Annotated in this window: 21 protein-coding genes; 11 read left to right on the top strand and 10 right to left on the bottom strand. The window is 35.6% G+C overall.

Going from position 1 to position 24,474, the window contains the following annotated elements:
• Positions 1-952: 952 nt before the first annotated feature.
• Positions 953-1,366 carry a DUF1801 domain-containing protein gene (locus tag LZQ00_RS04530; RefSeq protein ID WP_234512299.1) on the top strand — a complete coding sequence of 138 codons (414 nt, stop codon included), beginning with the start codon at positions 953-955 and terminating at the stop codon, positions 1,364-1,366.
• A gap of 154 nt (positions 1,367-1,520) precedes the next feature.
• Positions 1,521-2,609, top strand: coding sequence for a DUF6688 family protein (locus LZQ00_RS04525; protein WP_234512297.1), 1,089 nt, complete (start codon positions 1,521-1,523; stop codon positions 2,607-2,609).
• Between the two features lie 27 nt (positions 2,610-2,636).
• On the opposite strand, the gene folB is transcribed toward LZQ00_RS04525, so the two are convergent.
• The 4 genes from folB to LZQ00_RS04505 all read right to left on the bottom strand — a co-directional run bounded on the left by folB (position 2,637) and on the right by LZQ00_RS04505 (position 5,372).
• Positions 2,637-2,999 (bottom strand): dihydroneopterin aldolase, encoded by a 363-nt coding sequence (gene folB / locus LZQ00_RS04520; protein WP_234512295.1) that lies wholly within the window; start codon positions 2,997-2,999, stop codon positions 2,637-2,639.
• 137 nt (positions 3,000-3,136) lie between these two features.
• Positions 3,137-3,571: an FKBP-type peptidyl-prolyl cis-trans isomerase gene (locus LZQ00_RS04515; protein WP_234512293.1), complete on the bottom strand. Its 435-nt coding sequence runs from the start codon at positions 3,569-3,571 to the stop codon at positions 3,137-3,139.
• 19 nt (positions 3,572-3,590) lie between these two features.
• Positions 3,591-4,511: an endonuclease/exonuclease/phosphatase family protein gene (locus tag LZQ00_RS04510; RefSeq protein WP_234512291.1), complete on the bottom strand. Its 921-nt coding sequence runs from the start codon at positions 4,509-4,511 to the stop codon at positions 3,591-3,593.
• Between the two features lie 72 nt (positions 4,512-4,583).
• Positions 4,584-5,372, bottom strand: coding sequence for a DUF3050 domain-containing protein (locus LZQ00_RS04505; protein WP_234512290.1), 789 nt, complete (start codon positions 5,370-5,372; stop codon positions 4,584-4,586).
• A gap of 441 nt (positions 5,373-5,813) precedes the next feature.
• Between LZQ00_RS04505 and ppk2 the strand changes: the two genes are divergently transcribed.
• Positions 5,814-6,623: a polyphosphate kinase 2 gene (ppk2, locus tag LZQ00_RS04500; RefSeq protein WP_234512288.1), complete on the top strand. Its 810-nt coding sequence runs from the start codon at positions 5,814-5,816 to the stop codon at positions 6,621-6,623.
• 21 nt (positions 6,624-6,644) lie between these two features.
• On the opposite strand, the gene LZQ00_RS04495 is transcribed toward ppk2, so the two are convergent.
• Positions 6,645-7,325, bottom strand: coding sequence for a hypothetical protein (locus LZQ00_RS04495; protein WP_234512287.1), 681 nt, complete (start codon positions 7,323-7,325; stop codon positions 6,645-6,647).
• Between the two features lie 66 nt (positions 7,326-7,391).
• The gene (locus LZQ00_RS04490) at positions 7,392-8,003 is read right to left on the bottom strand and encodes a WbqC family protein (RefSeq protein ID WP_234512285.1); all 612 of its coding nucleotides are present in this window, start codon (positions 8,001-8,003) and stop codon (positions 7,392-7,394) included.
• 90 nt (positions 8,004-8,093) lie between these two features.
• On the opposite strand from LZQ00_RS04490, the gene LZQ00_RS04485 reads away from it, so the two are divergent.
• The 7 genes from LZQ00_RS04485 to rplI all read left to right on the top strand — a co-directional run bounded on the left by LZQ00_RS04485 (position 8,094) and on the right by rplI (position 14,352).
• Positions 8,094-8,960 carry a lysophospholipid acyltransferase family protein gene (locus LZQ00_RS04485; RefSeq protein WP_234512283.1) on the top strand — a complete coding sequence of 289 codons (867 nt, stop codon included), beginning with the start codon at positions 8,094-8,096 and terminating at the stop codon, positions 8,958-8,960.
• The gene (locus LZQ00_RS04480) at positions 8,957-9,988 is read left to right on the top strand and encodes a glycosyltransferase family 2 protein (RefSeq protein ID WP_234512281.1); all 1,032 of its coding nucleotides are present in this window, start codon (positions 8,957-8,959) and stop codon (positions 9,986-9,988) included. The genes LZQ00_RS04485 and LZQ00_RS04480 overlap by 4 nt, the downstream gene beginning before the upstream one ends.
• 120 nt (positions 9,989-10,108) lie before the next feature.
• Positions 10,109-12,142 carry an NAD-dependent DNA ligase LigA gene (ligA, locus tag LZQ00_RS04475; protein WP_234512279.1) on the top strand — a complete coding sequence of 678 codons (2,034 nt, stop codon included), beginning with the start codon at positions 10,109-10,111 and terminating at the stop codon, positions 12,140-12,142.
• Between the two features lie 29 nt (positions 12,143-12,171).
• Complete coding sequence (gene dapA / locus LZQ00_RS04470) at positions 12,172-13,050, top strand: 4-hydroxy-tetrahydrodipicolinate synthase (RefSeq protein WP_234512277.1); 879 nt, start codon at positions 12,172-12,174, stop codon at positions 13,048-13,050.
• 211 nt (positions 13,051-13,261) lie between these two features.
• A complete protein-coding gene (gene rpsF, locus LZQ00_RS04465) occupies positions 13,262-13,630 on the top strand; it encodes a 30S ribosomal protein S6 (protein ID WP_234512276.1) in 369 nt (122 codons plus the stop codon).
• Positions 13,630-13,893, top strand: a complete 264-nt coding sequence (gene rpsR, locus LZQ00_RS04460; protein WP_021191490.1) for a 30S ribosomal protein S18 — start codon at positions 13,630-13,632, stop codon at positions 13,891-13,893. Before rpsF ends, rpsR begins: the two co-directional genes overlap by 1 nt.
• Positions 13,894-13,908: 15 nt before the next feature.
• Entirely contained in the window at positions 13,909-14,352 is a 444-nt protein-coding gene (rplI, locus tag LZQ00_RS04455) for a 50S ribosomal protein L9 (RefSeq protein ID WP_234512274.1), read from the top strand.
• 174 nt (positions 14,353-14,526) lie between these two features.
• On the opposite strand, the gene LZQ00_RS04450 is transcribed toward rplI, so the two are convergent.
• Genes LZQ00_RS04450 through LZQ00_RS04440 form a run of 3 tightly spaced genes read right to left on the bottom strand, consistent with a single transcriptional unit; the run spans position 14,527 to position 17,752 of the window.
• The gene (locus LZQ00_RS04450) at positions 14,527-16,251 is read right to left on the bottom strand and encodes a hypothetical protein (protein WP_234512272.1); all 1,725 of its coding nucleotides are present in this window, start codon (positions 16,249-16,251) and stop codon (positions 14,527-14,529) included.
• 2 nt (positions 16,252-16,253) lie between these two features.
• Positions 16,254-17,222 carry a FecR family protein gene (locus LZQ00_RS04445; RefSeq protein ID WP_234512270.1) on the bottom strand — a complete coding sequence of 323 codons (969 nt, stop codon included), beginning with the start codon at positions 17,220-17,222 and terminating at the stop codon, positions 16,254-16,256.
• Complete coding sequence (locus LZQ00_RS04440) at positions 17,219-17,752, bottom strand: RNA polymerase sigma-70 factor (protein WP_234512268.1); 534 nt, start codon at positions 17,750-17,752, stop codon at positions 17,219-17,221. Before LZQ00_RS04440 ends, LZQ00_RS04445 begins: the two co-directional genes overlap by 4 nt.
• A gap of 218 nt (positions 17,753-17,970) precedes the next feature.
• On the opposite strand from LZQ00_RS04440, the gene LZQ00_RS04435 reads away from it, so the two are divergent.
• Positions 17,971-18,534: a porin family protein gene (locus tag LZQ00_RS04435; RefSeq protein ID WP_234512266.1), complete on the top strand. Its 564-nt coding sequence runs from the start codon at positions 17,971-17,973 to the stop codon at positions 18,532-18,534.
• 88 nt (positions 18,535-18,622) lie between these two features.
• On the opposite strand, the gene LZQ00_RS04430 is transcribed toward LZQ00_RS04435, so the two are convergent.
• Positions 18,623-24,445: a DUF3320 domain-containing protein gene (locus tag LZQ00_RS04430; protein WP_234512264.1), complete on the bottom strand. Its 5,823-nt coding sequence runs from the start codon at positions 24,443-24,445 to the stop codon at positions 18,623-18,625.
• Positions 24,446-24,474 lie beyond the last annotated feature (29 nt).

The following is a 24,474-nucleotide window of genomic DNA, read 5'->3' as shown; positions in this document are numbered from 1 at the left end:
TAAGTTTCAAATCTATAAATAAATCGTATTATTTTTCTTTATTTTTTCTTCAAATCTATTCCTTTTCCTCAATTTTATCCACTCGAAGCCATCATATTTTGGGGCTACCTGACCATCTAAATGAAAAAATAACTTACATTAATTATTTACATAACAAATCATAACATATTGACGAATAAATTGATTATATAAATAATTACGAATTTGATAATGAGAAAACAAGCGCTGTCTATTCGAAATGGACCAGATACGTTTCGCTTCAAATAGTAAAAATATCCTCGTAACCGCTTTGCTAACCTTATTAGCCAATATCAATCGACGTAATGGCCTTTTATTTAGAAAAAAAGAACACAAAATTTGATTTTTAGGGCAATTAGTCATCAAAATAGTATCCTTTCAAAGTTTTTTCGCTATCTACCGATATATTTTCTAGCGGATGGGGGGAAATAGAGTTTAAGCCATTATTTGTTAATGGAAAAATACTTCTGAATGATGATTCAGCTCCATTTTTTTGATTGCCAAAGATAGCCATTTACTCATATTGTATCGTAGGAATTACCGAGATTTGAAAATATTTAAAGTCATATAATATTATGATTACACATTAATAATGATATAGATACAATATTTATATAATCTATTAGATTAATATAAAAAATTAATCTTAGACCACATGAAATTCCATAAGTCTACCTGAGTACATCGATTCAAGATCGCTCTATTCGGCTCATGTTATGGATTTAATTTTTAAGCATGGAGCTTCTCCATTTTTGTGCTACTCAGGATTTATCACACTACCTGAAATATAAAGTAGCTGTTATCGAATAAACATCTGAAGGAGAATCATCGGTCAATTATTTAAAATAGTTGATCTTCTTTTGTACCTTAGAAAAACGTAGTGGAAAGCGGTCAGTATGTGTTGCTAACAAAAGAATGATAACCAAAGTGTCGCATGGGCAAATTAGTCGAAATTAAAACCAAACCAACCTCCAGTAGTGTGGAAGAATTTATAGAGGCATTATCGGATGAGCAAAAACGGAAAGATAGTTTCATCATCTTGGATTTAATGAAAAAAGCAACAAAAGAGCAACCAGAAATGTGGGGAGCTTCGATGATTGGTTTTGGTCATGTCCGATATAAAAGCGAGGCTACAGGTCGAGAAGTGGATTGGTTTAGAATAGGGTTCTCCCCTCGTAAAGCCAATCTATCTTTACATCTTGGAGGACAAATAAAGCCACATGCGGAGGCACTTTTAAAATTGGGCAAACATAAAACAGGAGCTGGTTGTATTTATATCAACAAATTGGCCGATATTGATCTGGAAGTGCTGACTGGAATTATCAATGCATCTGCAACTATAAAATAAGCTGGCAATGCCAATCCCATCAGTGACAGAATAAAGCCTGATGAATGAAGGAAAGAAGGAAACTACTTTTTGATGTGTCAATCATTAGTCACCTACCCTTTTCGATTACTTAAACGATAGAAACTGTCATCAATTTTCACAGCTGAAATAACCAATGGAAATTATTTTAATCGCGATTGTAGGTTTAATCATTATAGTACTGCTATCAACACAGTTTTTGAAAAAATTCAGAAAGCCAGTTTCAGCAATGGAGATCGTAATGGGTTGTCTGTACGTCCTCTCTTTATTTCCATTTGCATTGGGTCTATTATTCCATTCCAACGATTATCAAACAGCGATAGATCCTGTTGACAGTTGTTATATCCCTTTTGGAGGGAAACATATCATGACGCTTATTTTTTACTTCATCACGCTTAATATCGCCTTATTTGCCCTTTGGAATAAAGGAAGGAGGCTTCCTCCTTTGACACTCGTTTTAGCCATCCTATTTTTGATCATCGGACTTATGGTCAACGTGTTTGTTTTCATACAGATCTTAGGACACCAAACAGCATCTATTGATCTATACAAAAACAACGATGGCACAGGCTTCTTTATCTTTACACCCATTATTATTTTAATCATCGGTACCTATGTACTGCTATGTGTGATAAACGAAGAACATACGGAAGCGAAAAATCGTGTCTTTAAAAATAGCTTTTTGAACACATGCAACCAGTTTTTAGCGAAAAAATTTGATGCACCGATATGGGCAATCATCTTATTATTTCCTGTACTTATAGGAGTCACGCTTATTCTGATCTTATTTGGACAAGATATCAATTCACTGATTAAAGTTTTTACAGATACCACAACTTGGACCTTTTCACAGAAAATGCATCCGCCCACGCTTGAGCATCAGGGTCATTATTTGTGTACAGTGGCGGCTAAAGGGGACCCAAAAATTGTTAAACCCATTCATTTAGGAACACGATATGGTCATACCATTATCGTCAATAGGCAACTGCAGATCGCAAATGCTTTTGAGGAGCTTATCTACAAGAGCACCCCAAAACTCCATCATTTTATCAGAAAAAATTATGATCGTTATGGGTATAATTTATCCAGAAAGATCAATACTAGAATGAGATCGACCGTTACCTATATTTTGATGAAACCCCTAGAATGGGTATTTCTGCTGATCATCTATCTGTTTTGTCAACAACCAGAAGAACTCATAAAAAAGCAATATCGATATAAATAAGTAAGATAGAAAGTATAATAAGCCCTGCTAAAGGATATATTGGACGGAAACTTTAGAATGTGCAAAATCTCCACCAAATGGAGGGTTCAGTTTTTTTATTGCTACATCAATCTGCTTTGCAAAAGAGAATTGCTTATGTACAGCTTGTAATATCTCATGTGCAGCTGACTCCAATAGCTTCCTTTTAGGTTTCATGACTTGATGAATGATTTGGTATAGGATCTCATAGTTAACCGTTTTTTCCAAGTTTTCATGATCATCAATACCTGCATCAAAACTGACCTGTATCTGTACGATAAATTCATTCCCCAACATTTGTTCTTCCTCATAAAAGCCAATTGGAGCAAAAACGCGCACATCTTCTAAAGAAACAGTCTGTAATATCTTCATACTACAAACCTATATTTTTATTCTCAATAATCATGAAATATCAATTTCATTTTTATCTTTTTTATTCCTTTTCCATAGCGGCATAACCATGTGAATACATGCGCATGGCTAGTAGATCAGCTCTCTTGTTGTTCAGTTTAATGTACTGAAACAAGTTCAACTTCGAAAATCAATGTTGCATTTCCTCCGATTTCTTTCGAAACACCTATTTCACCATAACCGAGCGTTGCAGGTATAAATAAGCGCCATTTGCTTCCTTCCTGCATCAATTGCAACGCTTCAGTCCAGCCGGCTATTACTTCATTTACAGGAAATGAAACAGGTTTCTTCCGCTTTTCAGTCGAATCAAACACAGTTCCATTGATTAAGGTTCCATGATAAAAACACTTAACTACACTGGTTAATTTTGGTCTTTTGCCAGTTCCCTCCGCTATAATTTCATATTGTAAGCCTGATGGTAGACTGACAACAGTATCCTTCTTGGCATTCTCCTGTAGAAAAACTTCTCCTTCGATTAAGTTCTTTTTAGCTTCTATGCGCAGTTTTTTTAAATAGCCAGTTGCATTTGCCATAATTTTTCTTGTAAAAATATCAAACTTTACTTGAATCGTTTAACTTCCAATCAAAAATGACACGAATAGGCCAATGATCTGATAAAGGTATCTTTTGATCATCTACAAATTTCTTTTTTTCGACTTGATAGTTCTTCGGAATTAATGTAATCTCTTTGCTGCTTCTGAACATAATTTTATCGATTGATTCGGATTCGTTATCAATATCCATACTATCTAAACATAAAAAACGAGGATCAATATTCGGGATGACTTGATCATGCTGCAAGAAAACCCAACTATCCGTCAGTTGCGTTTCTCGAATAAAATCTGGCAAATTATCTTCTACATAATCGAAATGAGCATTAAAATCACCTGCAAGAATAATGGCCTTACCCCTGGAATGTGTACGCATATAAGTTGCCAGTTGATTGAAATTAGCTCTTCTCGCTTTGGCGGCTCTGATATGATCCTGTGAATTCGCATGGATATTATACAGATCAATTTCAACTCCTTTTGCCAAATGCAAAGAGCAATGCGTAAATCCCTTTGGGGTTAAACGATCAGAACCGGTTCTATTTAACCACTTCATACGTCTAAAATTTGAAAGGGGATATTTGGATAGGGTATCTAACCCATCGCCAAAAATAGCCAGCCCCATGCTGATGGATCGATAATGATGTTGATTCCCACCCTGATATAATTGATTATTGTAGTTAAAATCTTCTTGAATATTGATGATATCAAAATCATTCAACCGTGCGCCAATCACTTCTATACTTGTTGACCTTTCCGTTTTAGCGGCTGAGATTCCCTGTGGTAAACCTGCTATGTTATAGGTAATCATAGAAAAATTGCCCGCCTTTGAGTCGAGCAATTCATATTTATTTTCAGTTAAAAAAACACGTATACTTTTTCTGATCAAAGATTTCCAAAGCATCTGCAGGTATTGAAAAAACATATTTCCTTACAATCTAGTCTATATTGAAAAACAAATATATCACCCTCCCGTTAAATTACAATACGCCTATGGTTAAACTTTTATAAAATTATTTTTCTGTAAAGTCTCCGCTATAGCGTCCCATAATTTAATCCGTTTTTGTAAAGCCAATTTTGAAACTTCTGCTACTTCTTTCCATTTTAATGGATCCTCTTCACATAATTCCATGATCATCTTCATCGCCAATGGTCCATGTTCATCGCCATCCAATTCAATATGACGTTCAAAATAATACAACAGCTTTTCCAAATTAGTGGCGGGAAAATTGGTTTGAATCTCTTTCAAAATAGAAGAGAACATCTCTGGAATCAAGTCCTCTCTTCCAAAAGTAAAAGCAGCAGCTATTTCATGAGGCTCTCCATTTTCAATAATATCAAATGTAAAGGTCAAGAATTCCTTTATATTTGGATGAAGTATGCTATCAGCAATTACAGATAAAACAGCAGTTCCTGTATATACGGCATCCAAAAATTTTTTGATTTCTTGGGTATCCCCTCCGATCTCTTCCAACGCATCCACATACATTTCAAAATGACTTAACTTTCTTCCATCAATATAATCATCCGACTCCTCAGCGACCACAATTTCATTAATCAAATATCTGGTATTGGGATGTTTGGAAGGATACCAAGGTGTAGTGGTACAGGTTAATTTCTGCTGTAACGCTTTTAATAACGACATAAAATCCCAAACAGCATATATATGGCCTTGCATAAATAGTTGCAGATCATGAATTGTTTCTATTTCCGCATACAGTGGGTGTGCTAATAATTGTGCTCTTTCCGATGCAATGTGGTTATTCACGTTTTTGATAGATTCCATATATTCTGATTTGGAGGCAAAAGTACTTGCTAAATGAGAATTAAAACAATAAAGAGATAAATTTGACAGGTTCTTTACATACAAAGGCTATAAAAAATAGAAAAGCTTGAAGTGGGGAACCTCAAGCTAATCGTTAGCCATATATTAACCTATTTTATGAAAAGTATTTGTTATTAAAACGAGCGAATTATTAAAATATTATGTGTCGATCATTTTTTTTTATTTTTTCAAGGATATTCTTGAAAATAAACGCGCTATTACCCTTCAATTTGATCACAAATTGTCGTAATATTTGCTTTGTTTACAGATAAAACGCAATAAGTGACACTTTAGTATCGTTATGGTATTTTTATTAAAAAAATTGATTTTAAATGTAAAACAACAAAATGCTAACGTATATTTATGGTGATATTACGAGTGATTTATTAAATAATAGCAACGATGGCAGATTTCAATTTAGAAGATTTTATAAACATTTTGGACAACAAGGAAGTTTTTCAATATTTAATCGATAAAAAAATAATCAAAGAAAAAAAATTCTTAGAGACTTATGAATATGAAAAGGAACTGCATGAATTACAAATCCAGTTGACAGCCATTCAAAATAAAGTCATTGCAGAGAATAAGCGTGTCTTGATTATTTTTGAGGGAAGAGATGCTGCTGGCAAGGGTGGTGCTATCGAAAGATTAGTTGAATTTTTAAATCCTAAAAAATTGCGTGTCGTCAGCCTTCCTAAACCAACAGAGGAAGAACTTGGTCAATGGTATTTTCAGCGGTATTTTAAACAGTTACCTAATGCTGGTGAAATTGTATTCTTCGACAGAAGTTGGTACAACCGTGCTGTAGTAGAACCTGTCTTTGATTTTTGTACGAAGGAACAATATCAATTGTTTTTAAAACAAGTAAATGAAGTTGAAGAGCTTTTGATAAACGATGGGGTTATTTTAATCAAACTATTCTTAACGATTTCCAAAAAAGAGCAAGCAGATCGATTGGAAGAACGTAAAACTGATGTGCTCAAGCAATGGAAAATCGGATCGCTGGATCAACAGGCACAAGAAAAATGGGATGTCTACTCAAAATATATCCAAGAGCTGTTTAAAAGTACGGGAACAAAAAAGTCTCCTTGGATTGAAATTGATACCGATAATAAGAAACATGCGCGTCTCGAGGCTTTTAAAATTATCATCAATCAGATTGACAACAAAGAACGCGATAAAACAGAGGATTTTGTAAAAATACACAACTAAATTCTAGTTGGAAAAGAGCATTTATTTTTGCTCTTTTCCACTTATCGATCCTTCTACACCGATTACCTTCACAACTTTATCCCCCAACCTGGTAATATCCGATTTAAGCCCAACCATAACGGTCATGATATTGATTGGTGTTTCTTGTATTTTATTAAAGGAGTGTAAATAGCCTACTTCTACACCTAGAAAAAATCCATTAAATCGATAGTCGGCCCCTATTCCAAGTTTTCCTGAAAAGGATAATTTGTTTTCATTTTTAATGTTAACGATGCTTGTCGCAGCATCAACATGTGCCCGGGGTTCCATCATCAATCCCATTCCTGGACCTGCATAAGCATAGGTATTCAACCTTTTCAGTTGTTTACGAATACCTCCGGCTAATGAAAATATATAGAAATTAGCATTTGCATCCTCCAATTTATAAGCATATTGAGGATCTTGTGTCTTTTGCTTGTAATCAAAAGATAAGGTATACAATGCTGGGTATACATAATATTTTGGATTTTTAAGGGAAATGTCCAAACCTAAACTCCCTGAAAACTTAGGTGATAAAACAGTTTTGGTTTTCCCCATTGGAAATCCCATCCCTGTTCCTCCAAAATAATATACCTTACGATAGTGCAAGGTATCTACCCCAGACTGAGCAAAAACCGAACAAAATAGAAATAAACAAAAAATAGTTGTGAAAATTTTTTTCATAAAAAAAGAAACCTATTATTGAAAAACAATAATAGGCTTTAAAAGTTTTACAAATGGGTTAAAACCTTAAAAATAATTTTTAGACTGTGGTCCTTGGCTAAATAACAAATCTACAATACTAAGGTCTGGATAAAATCCATTTTTATCTTCAAACACTTGATAATAAGGTTTAGGATTCAGTAAAAGACTCTCCTTTTTGGGATGTATTTTATCTCTAAAGTCTAAAACATCTGGTACTTCTTTAAAATATTCATCTGTAAAAGACAGTTCACGCTTCAATTTTAATGATTTTAATAAAAGTTCCAATTGCGCTACATTAAAATCAAATAAAAATTTGAACTTTTGATTATAAAATTGAGCAAAGTCATCTTCATAATATTCGAAATAAGCTGAATTACGATAGGCAGCTTGAAGGCTTAACCAATGTAACCGTTGCCAATCAAATTCATAAGAAATACGTTTTTCTGACATGGGAGAACGCTCTTTTTTACTATGTTGAATCGGAACGATTAACTCCTGAATGCCATTAGCGGAAGCAATACGTGTTCGGGAACGATAAGTTTGTTTTTGAAAATTATCATACTTTTCAATCAAAATAGGCAATGGATTTTGTTGAATGCAATGAAAATATGAGATTGGGGGTAAGTAACAAGTCGTTAATAATAAATGAGTTGACATAAAAATCGTTGAATTTTACTTTATCTGCTACAAAAATAACTTAAATTAGGGATATTTGCAGTTAAGATTTACAATAGTTACAAAATATACATGAAACAAAAAGCATTGTCAGCATTTTTATATCTAATCGCTTTGATGCCTTTTTGGTTACTCTATTTCATTTCCGATTGCTTATACTACATCCTCTACTATATCATTCAATATCGCAAAAATGTTGTTTTTGAAAATTTAAGAAATTCTTTTCCTGAAAAAAATGAAACGGAAATAGTAATGATTGCAAAGAAGTTTTATCGTTTTTTCCCCGACCTGGTGGTGGAATGTTTAAAATTGAAGCGCATTACCAAGGCTGAGGTGAATAAAAGAATGATCTTAGTGGATGAAGATGAATTAACGAGACACCTCAGACAAAATAAAACTGTTATCGCTGTTACCGCACATTATTGCAATTGGGAATATGGCATCCATCGTTTAGGGTCGATCACAGAAGACCCCTCCTTTATCGTGTATAAGCCTCTTAATAATAAAACAGTAGACACGGTATATAATGATGTTCGATCTCGATTTGGAGCGATCATGGTACCGATGAAACAAATTTTGAGACACTTGGTAAAATTGAGAGGTAAAGCTAGCGTTAGTGTATTCGTTGCTGATCAAACACCCATGTATTCGGATGCAGATTATTTCATGAAGTTCTTAAATCAAGAAACACTGGTTTATACTGGTGTTGAACGTATATCGAAAATGACAAAAGGTCCAGTTGTATTTGCACATATTGGTCGTATGGAAAAAAGAGGTCATTATTTTTGCAAATTTACGACATTAATTGAAGACCCATCTTCTTATTCAGATAAAGAAATCACGCATATTCATAATGCATTTACGGAAAAAATCATCCGTGAACAGCCTGAATATTGGTTATGGTCTCACAAAAGATGGAAAAGAAAACGTAGAAAATGAAAAATTACCCTAAAGTAGCAGTCGTTATTTTAAACTGGAATGGGAAATTTTTCTTAGAAAAATTTTTACCTTCTGTATATAACAGCAGCTATCCAAATATAGAATTTGTAATCGGCGATAATGCGTCTACAGATGATTCATTAGCATTTGTACGGGCATCTTACCCAAAAATAACCTTGTTAGAAAATGAGCAAAACTATGGTTTTGCAGGTGGCTACAATCATATTTTAGCTCGTGTTGAAGCAGATTATTTTATCTTGCTTAATTCTGATGTGGAGGTGACAACCAATTGGATTGAACCTGTCATTGCGATGCTAGAACAAGATGTGAATCTGGTTGCTGCCCAACCGAAAATCTTATCTTTTCATAATAAAGCAAAGTTTGAACATGCAGGTGCTGCAGGTGGTTATATTGATCGCTATGGATTTCCTTTTTGCGCTGGACGTATTTTGGATAAAGTGGAATATGATCTCGGGCAATATGATGATGAAAAAGAAATTTTTTGGGCTTCTGGAGCTGCTTTATTTATCAAAAGTCAAGCATGGAAAGAAGCACAGGGACTAGATGAGGATTTTTTTGCTCATATGGAAGAAATTGATCTTTGCTGGCGCTTGAAAAGAATGGGATACCGTATTGGTTATTGTCCGGATTCAACCGTTTATCATGTGGGTGGAGGAACATTAAATGCAAGTAATCCTCAAAAAACCTATTTGAACTTCAGAAACAATCTGTTCATGTTACAAAAAAACTTACCATTGGGTCAAGCAATTGGTATCATTTTCATTCGTTTTTGGTTTGATCTCCTTGCTTTAATCAAATTTCTTTTTGATCAAAAGTTCAAGGATGCTTGGGCGATAAGCCGAGCGCATCGATCTTTCTTCGTGAATTTTTTCAAAAACGCTAAAAAAAGAAAAACTCTTCAGACAGTGGAAAATAAGACTGGAGGCTACAAAAAGTCAATCATTATTGATTTTTTTGTAGATAAGAAACATAAATTTTCAGATCTTAATCAAAAACACTTTCTTTAAGACTATTCTTTATCTGAAGTAAAACCGCAAAAAATTGCAGCTCTTCTTCAATAGTTGTGTTTTTTGTTAATTTCTCTATTTAAATTGATTAAACGCACTTTTTATTTGTAAATTCGCAACATGTCATCCATAGATATTGAACAAAGAATAAATTCATTAACACAAGAGCTCAATAGCTACAACTATCAGTATTATGTGTTAGCGCAAAGCCAGATTTCAGATTTTGATTTTGATCAAAAACTGAAAGAGTTGGAGGCTTTGGAAGCGCAATATCCTGAATATGCAGATCCCAACTCCCCTACACAACGTGTGGGAGGTGATGTGACATCAAAATTTGAAACGGTTAAGCATCGCTGGCCGATGTTATCGTTAGGGAACACCTATAATCAGGAAGATCTTCGTGATTTTGACCAACGTGTTCGAAAAATTATTGGTGATCAATTCGAGTATGTCTGTGAATTGAAATTCGATGGTTTATCCATTAGCTTAACGTATCAAAATGGGAAACTGTTGAAGGCTGTTACCCGTGGTGATGGTACACAGGGAGATCTGGTGACCAATAATATCAAAACAATAAGAAGTATTCCTATTCATCTCAAAAAAGGGCATTACCCTGATGAGTTTGAGATTAGGGGTGAAATCTTTATGCATAAAAGTGCTTTCTTACGTTTGAATGCCGAACGGGAAGAAAACGAAGAGCAAACTTATGCGAATCCACGTAATTTTGCTGCAGGTACCATCAAACTTCAAGACTCCGCAGAAGTGGCTAAACGACCTTTGGATTGTTTTTTGTATTTCCTGTATTGTGAGAACAGAAATAAGTTATTTCATAATCATTGGGAAAGTCTTGAGGCAGTCAAAGAATGGGGATTCCACGTTTGTGAGCATACACAGAAATGTGAAACATTGACGGATGTCTTTTCATTCATTGATTATTGGGATGAGAAAAGACATGAACTGAGTTATGAAATTGATGGGATTGTCATTAAAGTAAATGATTACGGAGCACAAGAAGAATTAGGCTTTACGGCTAAAAATCCACGTTGGGCAATTTCCTATAAATTCAAAGCTGAACGCGTAGAAACGCAAGTAAAATCGATCAGCTATCAAGTAGGACGTACAGGAGCGGTTACTCCTGTCGCGAATTTGAAACCCGTTAGCTTGGCAGGAACAACTGTTAAAAGGGCGTCTTTACATAATGCCAATGAGATTGCAAGACTCGGTCTTCATGAAGGAGATACTGTTTTCGTAGAAAAGGGAGGGGAAATCATTCCAAAGATCATTGCTGTTAATGAAGATAAAAGGCTTTCAAATGCCATTCCTTACGTTTACCCTTCCTATTGTCCGGAATGTCATACCGAGCTGGTCCGTCAAGATGGTGAAGCGGTACATTATTGTCCAAATGAAACAGGTTGTCCTCCACAGATTGTAGGAAAAATGCAACATTTCATTGGCCGTAAAATGATGGATATTGAAGGTATGGGCGATGAAACAGTAGAAACTTTCTATAAAAAAGGGATTTTAAAAAACATCGTTGATATTTACGGATTGCAAGATCATCAAGATCAGCTACAAAGCTTAGAACGTTTTGGTCAAAAGTCTATCGACAATATGTTGAAGGGTATAGAAAAATCAAAAGAAAAACCTTTTGAAAAATTGCTTTTCGCATTGGGTATTCGCCATGTTGGTGAAACGATAGCAAAAAAATTGGCACAACATTTCAAAACCATTGATGCGATTAAAGATGCTTCAATCGAAGAAATAGCAGCTGTACAGGATATCGGTATTCGCATTGCTGAAAGTATTCATGACTATTTAAATAATGAAATTCACATTGCGCAGATCGAACAATTAAAATCTTACGGTTTGCAGTTTAAAATTGAGGAGAAAGAAGTAATTTTAGCCAGTAATATATTGGCTGATCAAACATTCTTAATATCTGGGGTATTTGCAAACTATTCCAGAGAGCAATTGACGGCATTGATTGAAAGTCATGGAGGTAAAATGGTTTCCAGTATTTCTGCAAAATTAAGTTATCTTGTTGCAGGAGATAAAATGGGTCCTTCGAAATTAGCAAAGGCTGAAAAACTAAACATTAAGATGATCAATGAAAATGAATTAGTAGCATTGATCGACAATAAAACAAGTATATAAATTAAGTATTAATCTTTACAAACAACACAATGAACGAGCTTCATGGAGCGGGTGTAGCCTTAGTTACTCCTTTTAACGCAGATGGAACAGTTGATTTTGAATCTTTAGCACAGCTAATTGATTATCAAATCAATGCAGGTATGAATTATTTAGTTTCTTTAGGCACTACTGGTGAGGTAGCGACATTATCTAAAGAGGAGCGAAAACATATCTGGGATTTCACCGTCAAACAGGTGAACGCACGCGTACCATTGGTTGCGGGTATTGGTGGAAATAATACAGCAGAAATTGTCGATCAAATCAAAAATTTTGATCCTACTGGATTTTGTGCAATTCTATCTGTTTCTCCTTATTACAATAAGCCTGTTCAAGAAGGTATCTATCAACACTATAAAGCAATTGCAGAGGCATCTCCGCTCCCGATTATCTTGTATAACGTACCAGGAAGAACGGGGAGCAATATGACACCGGAAACAACAGTACGTTTAGCAAGGGATTTTAAAAACATTGTTGCTACGAAAGAGGCCTCAGGTAGTTTCGCGCAATTCAATGCAATATTAAGAGATAAGCCTGCTGATTTCTTATTGATCTCAGGAGATGATCCGATTACATTACCGATGATGGCTCTAGGAGCAGTAGGTTTGATTTCAGTGGTTGGAAATGCATATCCTGCGAAAGTGGCTGAATTGGTTGCTTTATGTGCGAAAGGAAACTATACCGCAGCAAGAACGATCCACAATGAATTGTTAGAAATAACAGATTTGTGCTTTGTGGAAGGTAATCCATGTGGGGTAAAATACATACTACAAGAACAAGGAATAGGTCAAGATCATGTACGCCTACCTTTAATACCAGTATCAGCTAAAACGCAAGCTGCTATACAGGCTGAAATGCAAAAAATACACTAAAACTAAACAGGGTTTATGGTCTAAAGGCTATAAACCCTATTTAGTTAGAACCATCCTTTTGGGCTACTGATCTTGTTTTCTCCTCGATAGTGATGCATAATAAAGGAATCAAAATATTCGCGCTTAATCGTTGTATATTTAAGATCTATTATTTACCTTTGCAGTTCCGTAAGTGCGGAAAAAAAATTTAATAACATAATTATTTAACAAAATGCAACAGTACGAATCTGTCATCATTCTTACCCCGTTGCTTTCTGATGATGCTGCGAAAGAAACTATCGCAAAATTTAAAAGTATCTTAACAGAAGGCGGAGCCGAAATTGTCGCTGAAGACAATTGGGGTTTGAAAAAATTAGCGTATCCAATCCAGAAAAAAACAACTGGGTTTTATCACTTAACTGAATTCAAGGCTCCTGGAGAATTAATTAATAAATTAGAGGTTGAATACAAACGTGACGAGCGTGTAATGCGTTTCTTAACTATTGCTTTAGACAAACATGCTAAAGCGTATAGCGAGAAAAAACGTAGCGGTGCATTCAACAAAAAAGCGGAAACTAAAACTGAGGAGGGATCAAACTAATGGCTAACGAAAATATCCAATACGTAACTGCCCCTAAAGTAGAGGACAATCGTAAAAAATATTGCCGTTTCAAAAAGAATGGCATCAAATATATCGATTATAAAGACGCTAACTTCTTAATGAAATTTGTAAATGATCAAGGTAAAATTTTACCTCGTCGTTTAACAGGTACATCATTGAAATTTCAACGCAAAGTAGCTCAAGCTGTTAAACGTGCTCGTCACATTGGCTTGTTACCTTACTTAGCTGATTCATTAAAATAAGCAAGACTAGAGAACATGGAAATTATTTTAAAACAAGATATCAAAGGCTTAGGTGAGCAAAACGATATCGTAAATGTAAAGCCAGGTTACGGTCGTAATTATTTAATCCCTCAAGGATTTGCTATTCAAGCGACTGTATCAGCAAAAAAAGTTTTAGCTGAAAACATTAGACAAGCTCAGTTTAAACAAGATAAAATTAAAAAAGACGCTACAGAATTAGCAACTAAATTGGAAACTATTAAGTTAACAATCGGTGCTAAAGCTGGTGAAACTGGTAAAATCTTTGGTAAAGTAAACAGCATTCAAATTGCTGATGCTTTAAAAGCTCAAGGTTTTGATGTTGACCGTCGTCGTATTACTTTCGAAGTTGAACCTAAAGAGATTGGTGAATACTTAGCAAACTTAAACTTACACAAAGAAGTGAAAGTTCAAGTTCCTTTCGAAGTAATCGCTGAGTAATTCTTATTCAGTATAACATACACAAAAGGAGATAATTTCGATTATCTCCTTTTTTTATGACCAAGAATGAGAGGAGTATATGAAGTACTCCTATTTCGTATAAACAAAAAGAGATAACGTTATCCGTTATCTCTTTTTGTTTATTCCTATAGAATGGGCTTGTTAGCATGTCGGTTACAATTTTAACATGATACCTGCTCCTGCTCCTCCAAAGAATGAGTTTCTACCTTTATCTCTTCCCCAAACCTTCCAAAGTGTCTTGCCTGTCTTCGTGACAGCATCATCATCTTTCTTCGCATAACTAAAGCTAGGTGACACAAACAGGGACAATTTATTGCTCAAACGCAACTCTGGAATCAACCGAAGAGTAGATTGGTTATTGGTTAACATTTTAAATTTATTTGTTAGATGATTTCGACTGGAGATTTCGGCACGTAACATGAACTTGTCGCCGTGCAATACAACAGCTCCTAGACCTGCTTCGAGCGCATATTTTGATCTATTATCATCCGTAGCCACATTCACCGCCAAAAGGCTGTATAGCACACGTCCACCAGATCTGAATTGCATCGCTAGATATTGATCTTGGTCTATGGCTAGAGAAAAGCTCTTTTCTCCGTTTTTAATGAAATTTAATAAACCGATTGGATAATCGCTGCTATCTGCAATATTGACTACAGCAGCCAATTGAATTCCTTTCACCTTCTTAGCGATATTGGCTATACCTGCCATCTGATGACCAACAGTACCTGTACTGTGATTAAACGCACCCGCCAGCTGGGTAGCATCGCTCCCCTCTTTCATGATATTACCTATTCCACCAATCTGCACACCTTTTACTGTATCCGCTCCATTCAATCCTCCTGCCATTTGCAAACCTTTGACATCTCCGAAGACTTGATTCGATAGTCCAGCGATCTGCATTCCTCTTACCTGACCACCCACTATATTAAATCCTCCAACGAACTGTAGACCTTGCATATCATACTGATTGAGGTTGAATACGCCTCCTATTTCTACACCTTTTACTCCTGCAGTTGATCCTCCAAGAATATTCATCGAAAATTTGTTGACAATCTGCGAACGAATGAATCCATGTGAGCTTAATCCTGGTGTCATAGAAACCTGATAGGGACTATAAAGAAAAAGTCCACCTAGATTCATATTTTGAATACTTTGCGCTGGGGATAGAAAGGCTCTTCCAAAAAAGGACTGATAAAAACCATTTCTTTCTCCATATCCAGTAAAGTAACCATACTTTCGTTTTTTGTTCCCCATCTTTGCTTCAATAGGAAAGATGACCATCACGCTGGTATCCCGAAACATTTCTTTACTGACATTGACAGCAATCAAACTGTTCTTTTTCTTAACATCGAGTTCGAAATAACCGTTTTTATCCGTTAAAGTAGAAAGTAAAGCATCTCGATCAAAAATACTTGCATCTGAAATGGGCTTATTGGTTCGTATATTTTTAATGTACCCCAAGATGACTACTTTATTTTTATCATCTGTCTGTACTTCAAAATCCACAGACATACGCTGTGGGGTATATTGCATGATAATATGTTTTCCTATTTCTTTAAAACTATATTCTTTCCCCAATATACCATCTAAATATCCAAACAAGGATCCCTTATAAGCTGCCACATGAATGATGCTATCTGTCTGTAAGATATTGCTATTAAAAGAAAACAAGGTCGCCTGTTTATCTTTCAACACTTGAAAAACCTGACCTACAGTAGTTTTTGGAAAAGCAGGCATCTGGATTTCTGCGGAAAGCTGTTGTTGCGCATGTGCTTCCAGAAAGCTGAATAACACGAAGAATAATAAAAAGCATGTAAGTTTTCTTCTAAAAAAAGGAGTGATTTTGATATGGTTGATACGTTTTCCCAAAAACATGATTATCGAGTTAAATGAATGATTGAATCTTTGATGATGACTTTACATTTAAATGTGTCTGCGATGATCTTTAAAATCTCGCTTAAACTATTTTGTTCGAAAGTTGCCGTTAACAAAAGCTTTTTATCTGCAGCTTGATCAATGACGATTTTCTGGTCATAGGCTTTATTTAATAACGCAACGACCCGCTCCAGCGACGTATTTTCAAAGACAAACTCCCGATCAACATAATACTTATAGAATTGATCTGCTGTCTGCTTGACCGAAACTTTAGTCGTATCATTATCTCTTACTGTGATCATCTCTTTTGGATGTAAGTAAACTTCTTTATTGCTATAGGAAACTTTCACTAGCCCTGTGGCGACAATGACTTCAGTAGCATCAGTCATGCGACGCACATTAAAGCTAGTACCCAACACCGTAATCTTACTTTTACCTGTTTCGATTACAAAAGGATGTTCCTTATCTTTAAACACTTGAAAAAACACCTCGCCCTGCTCTAATTTTACTCTTCTTTGTTTGTCGATCCAATTATTGGAATAAGTCATTATCGAGTTTTTATTCAACGTTACCAGCGATCCATCAGGTAATGAGTCCTTCAGTACCGATTCATTACTGAATAGCTGTTTTTCTTGTTTATAGCTGTTATTGAATACATAAAAACCAAGCGAGCAGATCAAAAGTATGCCCGCTGCAGCCCACCAATTCCAACCCATGGCTATTGTTTTCTTTTCCACAGCTAGAGCTGTGCTAGCCGTTCTTTTATCTCTTGCGGCTTTAAAATTTGCCCAAGCTTGATCCACATCTACAGCTGGCGTTTCAAGGGGTTGAGGTAAACTATCCCACATTTTTTTAATTTTCAAATATTCAGCGTTGTTATCGGAGTTTTGTTCCAGCCAATGTTGTATGCTTCTATTCTCCTCTTCATTGGTTTCTCCAATGATATATTTTTCTAGTAATTCCTTGTTCATAATATATAGATGACATAGAAAATGATCAATGTTAAATAATCCATAAGCTCCGTACGCAAATGTCGAAGGGCTTTAGTCATATGACCTTCAACCGTTTTTATAGAAAGATCCAATGTGTTGGCAATATCTTTATATTTCATCTCCTGAAAACGACTCAGTTCAAAGACGGTACGACTCTTTTCCGGGAGTCCAGCCAAGGCTACTTGTAGCTTTTGGTTAAGGTCTTTTGCACTTTGGTCTACGGCAGGTACCAGTTCTTCTCTACTTTGCTGATAGGATTGGTACTTTAGCTTTCTTTGTTCCTTTTTCAGGAAATTCATACTTTCATTATAAATAGCACGATATAGGTACGCTTTTAAAGACGTGTGCACCTCTTCCTCCCAATCTTTTTCCCATAACCGCAAGAATACCTGTTGGACGATCTCCTCGGCACTTTCACTATCTCTCAGGTATCGGAATGCCGAACGGTGCAATTCCTGATAATGTGCTCGAAACACCTGTTCAAAATTTTTCTCTTTATTTTCTGACATTGATTGAATTTTCCTTATTCATTAAACAATCCACTTTATTAGTAAGACAACTCAATTGCCTTATACCCTCATTGGATGTTGTTGTTTTTCACTGGCGCAAATTTAAAACATATTAAACTGGAATAATTCAAAATTCAGTAAGGGTATATCCATTTTTCGTTGTCATAAGAGAAAGAGCAACAATTAATCGATACAAATACACAATTACAATTAAAAAAATGAAAACAACTTTGAAAACAGCCCTTTTGGGATTAACATTATTAGGATTGGGTACTACAGCAAAAGCACAAGAAGTTACTTATGGTCTTCAGATTGGGAGCAATTATCACATGACATCATTTGGCAATAAATCGGTCAAAGATAACAGTGCAAAAATAGGTGTTTCTGTTGCTGGATTTGCCCGCATCGGAGATAACCTGTTCTTTCAACCTGGTATCGGAGCGAGCTTACTACGCAAAGAATATAGTTTTGACAAGAGTCAAAAGACGCTTAAATTCTATCAAATAAATTTACCACTACAAGTTGGTTACAAGATTATTAACAAAAAAGATTTCAACCTTCGTGGTATGTTAGGCCCTCAATTGAATTATGATATAAAAACTACCAAATCAACGGCGACTACAGATTATAAGAAGTTTTCTTATGATGGGAGAATTGGTTTAGGAGTCGACATCAGTCGCTTGACATTAGATGCTTATTACAGCCATGGATTGAGCCGTGTTGATAAAACTTTGGATGCCAAAAACAGAACGATAGGTGTTATGGTCGGTTATAAATTTTAATAACGACTGATCTTTATACGACAACCGCTACTCTTTGAATAGCGGTTGTCGTATTTTATTTTAATGCTCTTTTTATATTGAACCTATCTTACTTGACTTCAACCATCTTTATTCGTCCATTTTCTTTCTTTAGAATTTGTTTTTCAACAGCCAGATCAATCGCATAACGGGTAGCACTATCAATCTGCTTACCTACTTTTTGAAAACTAAATTGACGTGCTAAATAGCGAATTAAATCTTCTTCGGCCACACTTATATTTCGTTCAACAGCTTCTCGAATAGCAACAATGAGCTCTTCTGGCGCAATATCTTCCATATTTCGTTTCACAAGATCATTTGATCGATAGGTGTCCAATTCTTCGCCCCCCTGATCTTTCCAATAATAGGGTTGTTGATGTTCCTTGGTTACTGGACGAATTTCTTCCATGATAGTGGAAAGAAGCTGTTCCACACGAGCACCTGTTCTTGTTATGTCCCAATGTTCAAAGATTCGTTTATAGAGCAGTGATTTGCTGATTGGTGACTCGGTCTCAATGATCTTTTTAATTTGTTCCCTTATGATTGTCGCATTGTTGAAATCATATATACCTTCCACACTTTTATTACCTGCTCTTTTTAAAACAGTTGATTCATATGGAATTTGTTTGGAAATCACGACATGCGCATCGATTTCTTCAATATGAAGCTCTTGCATGTTCATTGCCGCATCTGCTTCAATTGTATTTTCTGGTTCTTTTTCTGTTTTCAACAATAATCCATTCACTCTTTCTAGGACAGATTCAACAATGGAATCAGCATGTTCTATCCAATCCAACGACCAGATACGATAAAGATTCCAGCCTAAACTCTCCAACATCTGTGGTAGTACTAATTCACGATCATTAGTGGTATCGGCCTCATAATAATTATCGCCATCTAATAAAATGGATAAAATATAACGTTGGGGATGATGGGGATGAACAATGCCTAAATCGACTTTATAATCTGATGTACCGATATTTTCATTGACCACTAATCCTTCTGCTCGCAATCTCTTAGCAATATTTTGAGATAGACTAATAGCCGTATCCTCTGCTTTGATCTGGTTTGCTTCTATTGCTAAATATCCTCTTTCAGCAAAAGTCAGGAAGTTTTTTAACCCTGCAACACCTTCTGAAGCTGTTCTATTTAAATTAATCTGATCAGCACGCAGTGTAGAAAAAACTTTCATTTCTTCCCTTGCTCTAGTCACAGCAACATTCAGTCTTCTCCAACCTCCCTCCCTATTCAAAGGTCCAAAATTCATGCTCACGACACCATTTTCATCCGGTCCATAGCCAATGGAAAACAAGATCACATCCCGTTCATCTCCTTGAACATTCTCTAGGTTCTTGATGAAAATAGGTTCTTCTCCTTCTGTTGCCCAACGCTCTAATTCGGAATCCAGTCGATATAGTTCATTCAACTTATCTTCAATAAGACTTTGTTGTACTTGGCTGAACGTTACAATACCGATACTTTGTTTGCGATTTTTTTCATGACGGAAACGTTTGGCTATATCATCTACAATGGCCTGTGCTTCGTATTTATTCTGACGGCTCTTTCCTTTATCATAATGTCCTTCGACATATTGATGAGTCACCTTGCTGTTTAAATCATCGGCAGATGGAAAAGTCAGTAGTTTATTGTCATAATAATTTGCGTTACTGAATGCAATTAAACTTTCATGCTTACTACGATAATGACGCAATAGATATTTTGAAGGAAACGATAAAGACAGACAGTCGTCTAAAATGCTTTCTAAATCCTCCACTTCCAGATGTTCTTCATCCACTTTATTGGTCATGAAAAATGAAGTTGGTGGCATCTGCTTTGGATCTCCAACGATAATAGCCTGTTGTGCTCTTGCTAAAGAGCTTACTGCTTCGCAAGTTGGTAGCTGAGAAGCTTCATCAAAAATCAGTAAATCAAATTGATTTGGATTGACTTCAAAGTACTGTGCGACAGAAATAGGACTCATCAATATACAGGGAGCCAAACGTGGTAATAAGGTCGGGATCTGATCAAATAATCGTCTGATGCTTACACCTCGACCTCTATTTTTTATTGCACGTTGCAAAATGCCTATTTCTGACCCTTGCATCGCTTCTATCGTGGTATTGGGTAATCGCTCGTTCAATCGTAAGAGCAATTCTTTTTTTGTTAATTCAGTAAATGTTTTCGCAATTTGCTTATACTTTTCAATTTTATCTTCAAACAATCGAACATTAAACATGGTTAATGGTTCGTGTTCAGCAATAATTTTATTAGCAAGATTATAATGGATAAGGTATTCAAAATGTGGGATTAAATGACTAGAATCTATCGTATCACTTTCATATAATTCCATCAACCAATGAAGATCTAATGCTTCCGCCTTTTCTTTTGTTTTAGAATAATTTGTCCAATTCTTCAGTTGATCAATATGTTGTAGAATACCCGAAAGTTTTTGCTTCATTTCTGCTATCCAATTGCTTTGGATAGGGTAAGTTCTGATTGCTAATTGTGTTTCGTTTTGAAATATATCTATTGAAGAGATCAACGTAGATCCTATTTCGACTAATCTTTTGAGTTCTTGTTCTTGATTCAAGATGAATTGATTTGTCTTTCTCTTAGCATTACCAATCCATCGTGCTAATAGATCATGGATAGATATAGATGGAACAAGACTAGTCAACGTATTAGTTAACCTTTTTAATTGAATAGCTTGTTCTTTAATCAATTCCAGGTTAGTTTCTTCGGCTAAATAAGAATCGGATAAAAGTTGTGGAATAACAGCATATTTATGTTGTTTGACAAGAGATTCTGCCTGTTGAAAAGCATTACTTTTTTCAAAGAACTGGTCGATTGTGTCGTCATCATCAAACGAAATGGTGCTGTAATTTGCTAAACCTTTCTTTACGTTTCGCTTTTTGAACCATTTTGGTAAAAACCAACGTTGCTTAGCTTCGTTCCATATCGACTCTAAGGCTGTTAAATTCGCGTCTAACACACTTTTATGTGCTAAGGATAGTATAGCTATCCTTTTCTTCTGAAAGTCTTCAAAATGAACCAACCATTGATCTAGTATATTTTGTTGAGATTGGTGTAAAAGGTATTGCCAAAACGTTAAGTTGGTTTCTGGTAAAGTCAATAATAACTGTGCAAACTGGTTAAACTGAACCATGTTTTCCCAAGAATGTACTTCAACAGGAATCTCCAATGCTGATGTAAAAGTCTGCATGGCTTTTTCATAATCCAATAAGCGTTGTTGCAACTGGGATACTGATGATTCAACTTGTTGTTGTATAATGGGTGAGAAATTGTTAAGAGCAATCCCTTTTAATGGATTTTGACTCGGTTTGGTAATGATCTGCGATACAGAATAGAGATCTTGTATCAGATCTTGCCAGGAACGCCATTTTTCGGGTGTCAACGTATCAAAGATTGTCGTTGATAAATGAATCTTCGAAAAACCATAAGACTCTAGTGTCGAAATCTCGATAATACTATCGTACAAACTCCAACCGATAGGTTGTTGTGCATGCAAAAGTTCAATATAGACCTGAAGATCTTTTTTCGCATTTATTAATTGATTAGCCTCTTCTTGGAAACTAAAATTACCTTTCAATTGCGGTTGATCCAAAGTCTGGGCAAGCTGTGCGAGGACATCCGATTTTTTCGCTTTATTGGAATGTAACTCCAAACAAAAGTTAGCAAGTCCTATAGCCGCTAGACGCTTATGCACGACATCTAAGGCCGCTTTCTTCGCGGCAACGAATAATACTTTCTTTCCCTGATACAATGCATTTGCAATGATATTGGTAATGGTTTGTGATTTTCCTGTGCCAGGAGGACCATGCAATATAAAACTTTGATTTTGATTGGATGTATAGATAGCTTCTAATTGTGATACATCCGTAGCGATTGGTAACGCTAATGCTGTTGGATTTATGTTATCAAAATCTAAAAGCGTATTTTCGATAGAAATAGGTAGTCTTAATTGACCGTCAATAAGACTTTTGACAATATTACTCTTCGCTATTGCTTCTGATTGATTCGCAATATCGTTCCATAAGATCAATTTATTGAAAGAAAAATTACCCAGGATAACCTGATCAGCAATATCCCAACCCTTTAGTCCCATAATCGCTCGTCTGACTTGCGTAATCACTTGCGCAACATCAACTCCCCTTCCATCTTGCGGTAATTCTTCTAAACCACTTAAATCCAACTCATATTCTTGACGTAGAAACTCGAGTAACGTAATATTAATCATTGTTTCCTCTTCGCGGCTTCGAAGTGTAAATTTAGCGTTGATGGATCGTCGGCTTAATTCCACGGGAATTAATAGAATGGGTGCAGAACGAACTTGATCGGGTGTTTTTTTATCCCGCCATTTCAATAAACCAATCGCAAGATACAGTGTACTAGATCCGTTCTCTTCGATAGATAACTTTGCATTTCGATAGATATGCGTTAAAATGGTGTCTAAATCTTCACTATGGTAATAAGATACTAAACGATTATAGGTCAGTTCTTCTTTTGCTAAGAGATACGCGGAAGAAGAGGGATGCAATGCTTCGTTGAAGATATTATATTGTTTCAATATTGAGGCATTGGCACTCGGACTAATCGAAAAGCTTTTACCATCGGCTAAAATATTTTCCAATTCATGGATGTCCACATCCATAAGTTGAAGCATGTTTTTTGTGGTCCGCAGATTCAGTAAATTATTACGAAGGGATAGATCTAATAATTTACGTTCCCAAACTTTTTGTTTACTAACAGGACTACTGTCCTTTAATTCATTTTCTTCATATATTTTTCCAATTTCTATCTTTTCTTCTGCTGAACTTGAGCTTGCATTTTTTAAGATAAAATCAGACACATCGGCTGTTGTTGTATCTATTTTGAGTGGAAGTGGTTTTATACCATTTGCACGCGCTTGTTTGATATCAATGGAGAGTATAAAGTCTTCTTTACCAATTAGGCTCGCTTCCGCTAAATCTTTTGCTTCATTAAAAGTTATGTTGTTTCCCTTGCAAACACTGGTCGCTTCGATGACGGCCAATTCGCTTATTCCCTTGGCAAATCGTTTGGTTATTGCAGTTTTATCTTCATTGATAATCTGCGGGAATTTATCTTGATGAAGCCAACAACCAACAAAAGCATGTCCTTTGGTGACGATAATAATCGGATTTAGATCAATCGCTTCCAGACAGGCTGCAAATAACAAACTTAAATCAATACAATTGCCAAAATGTTCGGTGGCAATCATATCTAAAAGTCGCAAGCGTTGTCCTTTATTCTCAAAACTTGGAGGCAATGCGCTATAAACGATCTCTTCCTCCTGTATCGCTTTATAAATGGCCCGCATCATTTCCAATATACGCGCTGGTTCTTCGGATTGATAACCTTCGAACTTTGCTGCTAGGTTTTGCTGCTCTAGATATACAATAGCTTTATGCTTAATAGCATAAACATAAGGATGATTGGGTGTTATATAAGAAGCTAATAATTCTGGAAGAATATTGAATCCTCCGAAAAAAGATAAGGGTTGTAATTCAATTTCTGCAGTTTCCGCTACAAGCAAGTTTTCCTGTTGATAGATTCGAATATGAAAAGATGCACGCTCGACCTCCGATAAACGAATAAAAGAAGCAGGTTTGAGGATTATTTTATCTATAGGAATTTTAACAGGAACTCCAATTGGAAGGTAAGCAAGTTGATAGGAATAAGGTTCCATCCAATCCATATCTGATTCGATATCAATACGAATCTTTTCTAAAATAACACCGCTTTGGTTAGCAACCATCAGATTACTTAAAAAATTAATCTGATGTTGATACATAGCAAGATTCAAAAAGGTTGTTATTTCTTTCTCTATTTTGACCTGTTTAATATAATCCATTCGTGTTATAGCTATTGACTAAAGATAAA

This window comes from Sphingobacterium sp. SRCM116780 (assembly GCF_021442025.1).
Taxonomy (GTDB): domain Bacteria; phylum Bacteroidota; class Bacteroidia; order Sphingobacteriales; family Sphingobacteriaceae; genus Sphingobacterium.
This window is presented reverse-complemented; position numbering and strand designations above follow the sequence as displayed.

Coding starts and splice junctions, on each gene's coding strand:
- LZQ00_RS04530 (WP_234512299.1), top strand. CDS start 953: ATGGGCAAATTAGTCGAAATTAAAACCAAACCAACCTCCAGTAGTGTG.
- LZQ00_RS04525 (WP_234512297.1), top strand. CDS start 1,521: ATGGAAATTATTTTAATCGCGATTGTAGGTTTAATCATTATAGTACTG.
- folB (WP_234512295.1), bottom strand. CDS start 2,999: ATGAAGATATTACAGACTGTTTCTTTAGAAGATGTGCGCGTTTTTGCT.
- LZQ00_RS04515 (WP_234512293.1), bottom strand. CDS start 3,571: ATGGCAAATGCAACTGGCTATTTAAAAAAACTGCGCATAGAAGCTAAA.
- LZQ00_RS04510 (WP_234512291.1), bottom strand. CDS start 4,511: ATGTTTTTTCAATACCTGCAGATGCTTTGGAAATCTTTGATCAGAAAA.
- LZQ00_RS04505 (WP_234512290.1), bottom strand. CDS start 5,372: ATGGAATCTATCAAAAACGTGAATAACCACATTGCATCGGAAAGAGCA.
- ppk2 (WP_234512288.1), top strand. CDS start 5,814: ATGGCAGATTTCAATTTAGAAGATTTTATAAACATTTTGGACAACAAG.
- LZQ00_RS04495 (WP_234512287.1), bottom strand. CDS start 7,325: ATGAAAAAAATTTTCACAACTATTTTTTGTTTATTTCTATTTTGTTCG.
- LZQ00_RS04490 (WP_234512285.1), bottom strand. CDS start 8,003: ATGTCAACTCATTTATTATTAACGACTTGTTACTTACCCCCAATCTCA.
- LZQ00_RS04485 (WP_234512283.1), top strand. CDS start 8,094: ATGAAACAAAAAGCATTGTCAGCATTTTTATATCTAATCGCTTTGATG.
- LZQ00_RS04480 (WP_234512281.1), top strand. CDS start 8,957: ATGAAAAATTACCCTAAAGTAGCAGTCGTTATTTTAAACTGGAATGGG.
- ligA (WP_234512279.1), top strand. CDS start 10,109: ATGTCATCCATAGATATTGAACAAAGAATAAATTCATTAACACAAGAG.
- dapA (WP_234512277.1), top strand. CDS start 12,172: ATGAACGAGCTTCATGGAGCGGGTGTAGCCTTAGTTACTCCTTTTAAC.
- rpsF (WP_234512276.1), top strand. CDS start 13,262: ATGCAACAGTACGAATCTGTCATCATTCTTACCCCGTTGCTTTCTGAT.
- rpsR (WP_021191490.1), top strand. CDS start 13,630: ATGGCTAACGAAAATATCCAATACGTAACTGCCCCTAAAGTAGAGGAC.
- rplI (WP_234512274.1), top strand. CDS start 13,909: ATGGAAATTATTTTAAAACAAGATATCAAAGGCTTAGGTGAGCAAAAC.
- LZQ00_RS04450 (WP_234512272.1), bottom strand. CDS start 16,251: ATGTTTTTGGGAAAACGTATCAACCATATCAAAATCACTCCTTTTTTT.
- LZQ00_RS04445 (WP_234512270.1), bottom strand. CDS start 17,222: ATGAACAAGGAATTACTAGAAAAATATATCATTGGAGAAACCAATGAA.
- LZQ00_RS04440 (WP_234512268.1), bottom strand. CDS start 17,752: ATGTCAGAAAATAAAGAGAAAAATTTTGAACAGGTGTTTCGAGCACAT.
- LZQ00_RS04435 (WP_234512266.1), top strand. CDS start 17,971: ATGAAAACAACTTTGAAAACAGCCCTTTTGGGATTAACATTATTAGGA.
- LZQ00_RS04430 (WP_234512264.1), bottom strand. CDS start 24,445: ATGGATTATATTAAACAGGTCAAAATAGAGAAAGAAATAACAACCTTT.